Annotated in this window: 3 protein-coding genes and 1 pseudogene; all 4 read left to right on the top strand. The window is 28.9% G+C overall.

Features of this window, described 5'->3' with window-relative positions:
* Positions 1-462 (top strand): tetratricopeptide repeat protein (locus tag CLPUN_RS05080; RefSeq protein WP_207652742.1); only part of this gene is annotated, 462 nt, incomplete at its 5' end.
* Between the two features lie 19 nt (positions 463-481).
* Entirely contained in the window at positions 482-1,540 is a 1,059-nt protein-coding gene (locus CLPUN_RS05075; protein WP_077846251.1) for a nucleoside-diphosphate sugar epimerase/dehydratase, read from the top strand.
* Between the two features lie 885 nt (positions 1,541-2,425).
* The gene (gene ltrA, locus CLPUN_RS05070; RefSeq protein WP_077846250.1) at positions 2,426-3,694 is read left to right on the top strand and encodes a group II intron reverse transcriptase/maturase; all 1,269 of its coding nucleotides are present in this window, start codon (positions 2,426-2,428) and stop codon (positions 3,692-3,694) included.
* Positions 3,695-3,955: 261 nt separating this feature from the next.
* Positions 3,956-4,128 (top strand): annotated as a pseudogene (locus tag CLPUN_RS26950) (IS701 family transposase); the annotation flags it as partial.

Below are 4,128 nucleotides of genomic sequence, written 5' to 3'. Positions count from 1 at the left end.
GTAAATAATAAATATAGTTTAGAATTTATAAAACAGAATATATTAGCAAGAAATTTTATTATGGAAGATAATATCATAGATTATATTTCTGTACTTTTTAAATTAGGACTTTTTGATGAAGCATATAGAGAAATGATAAAACTTAATAAGAGTTATAAAAAATATTTCTATCTTGGATTATATAATTTAGAAATAGTCAAGGATTATACAGAAGCTAAAGAATGTTTTGAGAGTTCCTATAAATTGAATGATAATTTTATAGAAGCTTTAAATAATTTAGGGGTATGCTATTTTTATTTAAATAATAAAATAAAAGCTAAAGAATGTTTTGAAAAAGCACATATTCGTAATAAAGAATATATAGATGTAAAAAATAATTTAGAAAATTTTAATGTTAATGATTTTTCATTAAAGATAACTAAGCGCATGCTCAGAAAAGTCTTAACTAGATATGAAAATTAAAACTAGTAGGTGATTTGATTTGAAGAGAGTTATGATATTTGGAACTGGAAAAACCGCATTTAATGTTGTAAACAGCTTAGAAAAAGATGTTAAGATAGTTGCTTATATAGATAATGATAAAAGTAAAGTTGGATATAAAGATTCTTATCCTGTTGTATCTCCTAATGAGATTGAAAAATTCAAATATGACTACATAATAATTGCAAGTCAGTATGAGGAAGAAATTTCTGAGCAACTTAAAGAATTAAATATAGATAGAAATAAAGTAATTAGATTTTTTAAATGGTTTGATTCTAATAATAATTATGTAGAAAATGTAATAACCACTTATCATAATAATTCTAGTTATAGAGGAATAATAACAGGAATCTCGTATACAAGAGCCGCTATTTTGGAAAATTTATTAAAGCATAAATTTATATTGGCAGCTTTTGCTAGTCAAGATATAAAACATGATTACAAAATGGCTGAATATATAATAAACAATAAACACAATAATCAAATTGATTATTGCATAATAGGGTTAAGTTATTATAGTTTTCAATATGATCTTTTAAAGTCAGCTATGAAAAATAAAGTTGTTTTTTATAATTTCATAAATCAAAATAAAAATAAAACCATAAGTAATTATGATTTTAAGATTGAGAATATGATTTTTAAAAAAGAATATCGTACAAATTTCAATCAAGAAATTGAGTTTTATAAATTAGACGATGAGTTAAAACATGAAATAGGGAAAAAACAAGCATTGCTTGATTGTAGTAAAGATTATATTGAAACAGTTAGAGAAAATAAACAAACTTTAAAAGATTATCTTCAATTATTAGAGAATAATAAAATTAAGCCTATAGTTCTTGTATGTCCAGCTATTAAATATTACACTAAATACTTTTCAAAGAGGCTTGAAGATGAGTTTCATGGTATTATCAAAGAAATTGGACAAAAATATGATTTCCAATATATAGACTATTTTAGATCAGAGGAGTTTGATGATGATGATTTTCTAGATGTTTCTCATTTAAATAATAAAGGAGCCGAAAAGTTTACTAAAATATTAAATGAAGCTATAAAGTGGTAAACTAAAAATATAGATATTAATTTAAGTACATATAGAATTGAAAACTTTATAAGAGTAAAAAGCATATTAGAAACTTTAATAATTAACTTAAAAAAATTAAGATAATTGAAAGGTATAGAAAATAATTTCTGTGCCTTTTTGTTCGTCCAGCATGTTTGCTGAGCCGACGGGCTGAAAGAAGCCCGTGTCGCCGACCCGATAGGAAGACAACTCGAAGGCAAGTGCGTTACTGGTAACGGTAAGGTATGAAGGAAGCCCTAGAGGACATATGGAACATAACGCAAGTAAACCAAGTATTGGCTAGTAAAGTGGATAACCTTGCAAAAAGTAGGAAAGTCCTAATTTCGGTAGTAACTTTATTAGTTTTTATGGATGTGTTCATATGGGGCAGGCAAGCTTAACTGGAGAAGCCCTATATTATCTTAATGATGAGTAATGGCAAACAAGTTGAAAGACAAGAATGCCTTATGTAGTGTAGGGTGGCAGATGATTCCGTAGTAGTTATTAATTCTGAGCCAATGAAAGGTGGTAACATTATTCTGGAGGAGAAAACTCAGAAGATATTGTGCATTAAGTTACAATAGGCTAGTTTTAATCAAAAGTTATTACTAGTTGCGAAGGGATGAAGATAAATCAAAGTTAGTTAGACAAATAAAATTTTATATAGATAAGGTAAAGATAAAGAAAGTTGAAATACTGGAAGGAACATCTAAATGTGGAGTAAGAGAATTCATCTACAAAGTACGTCCGTGCCGTGAACACTAGCTATTTAAGAATTAGGTATATTGCTATATGCTAGAGAATCCGATTCTAAATAGTGAACTAAAGGTCTATCTATAATATAAATTTAATTTTACAAAACTAAGCGAAACAAAGGAGGTCACAATGAAGAAATATTATAGTTTGATAGATAAAATATATAATAAGGATAATATTTTGAAAGCCTTTAAGCTTGTAAAAAAAAACAAGGGAGCTCCAGGAATAGATGGAGAAACTGTTGAGTATTTCGCAAGTTTATTGGAGGATAAAATTAATGAAATTCATTGTGAACTCAAAGAAGGTAACTACAAACCGAGTCCCGTAAGAAGGACTTACATCGATAAAGATGATGGAACTAAAAGACCATTAGGAATTCCAACAGTGAAGGATAGGGTTGTACAACAGGCAGTAAGAAATATTATAGAGCCTATATTTGAACCAAACTTTCATCCGTCTAGTTATGGGTATAGACCTAACCGTTCCTGTCAAAGAGCAGTCGCTAAAGCTGAAACATTTCTTAATAAATGGGGTCTAGAATATGTTGTGGATATGGATTTATCAAAATGTTTTGATACTCTAAATCATGAACTGATTATTGAAAGTGTAAATCAAAAGATTAGTGATGGAAAAGTGCTGAAATTAATTAAAAGATTTCTTGAATCTGGGATAATGGAGGATGGAGCTTTTGAAGAAACTCCTATCGGAAGTCCGCAAGGGGGAGTAATCTCACCATTGTTAATGAATATATACTTGGATAAATTTGATAAGGAAATGATGAGAAGAGGTATTCGCATTGTAAGATATGCTGATGATATATTAGTTTTTGCAAAGTCGAAAAGCGAAGCTGGAAGATACAGAAATCTTGCAACTAAAATTCTGCAAGAGGAATTGAAACTAACAGTTAATGCTAAGAAAACACATATAACTAATCTTGATAATGGCATACCGTATGTAGGATTTATAATCAAAAGAAACTACATATCTATACATCCAAAAAGAATTAAGAAGTTTAAAGATAAGATAAGAAAACTTACACCTAGGACAAGTGGGATAAATGTTGAAACAATTATAAAACGACTTAATAGAGTGTTAAGAGGTTGGTGTAATTATTTTAAGATAGCAAATTGCAAAGAGGTGTTTAGGAATCTATCAAGCTGGATTCGTAGAAGACTTAGAATGAAAAAGATGAAAGAATGGAAAAGGTATAAGTCACTTCACAAAGCACTTAGAAGAAATGGATATAAAGGAAACTTCAAAAAGATTTCCATGACGAGGTGGAGAAATTCTGCTAGTCCATTGATAAGTATGGCGCTTCCTAATTCGTGGTTTGATGAAATCAAACTGTTTGACATGTCTAAAGTAGAAACCAAAGTTTTGTATCACTATTATGAGTGATTTAGATTTATCAAGAGCCGTGTGCGAGGCCCGCATGCACGGTTCTGTGAGAGGAAAGACCTCAGAAAATTATTTCTGAGGTTCACCTACTCGATATGTTGAGTTAATTAATTTCGTGGAATAAAGAAATATTAGATTTAGACGATAATTAATATATTAATAACTTGACTTGTGCATTAATTTGAGAAATTTTTCTATGGATATAAATCCATAAATTACTTTAACAAAATTTTATAAAAAAATAGCATAGATACCTCAAATATGTTAGGTTTAAGTTGCAACACCAAACCTAAGGAGGTAATCTATGCTGACAACAATATTAAACCAAAATGAATTAATAAGCAACTATATTTTAGAGTTAAATCTACCATATTCTTCTGCGTTAAAGAATCATATGATAAATTTAGTTTCTGGAATAACCGTCACCGAAGGTA

Source organism: Clostridium puniceum (genome assembly GCF_002006345.1).
In the GTDB taxonomy this organism is placed as follows: Bacteria; Bacillota; Clostridia; order Clostridiales; family Clostridiaceae; genus Clostridium; species Clostridium puniceum.
This window is presented reverse-complemented; position numbering and strand designations above follow the sequence as displayed.

Coding starts and splice junctions, on each gene's coding strand:
- ltrA (WP_077846250.1), top strand. CDS start 2,426: ATGAAGAAATATTATAGTTTGATAGATAAAATATATAATAAGGATAAT.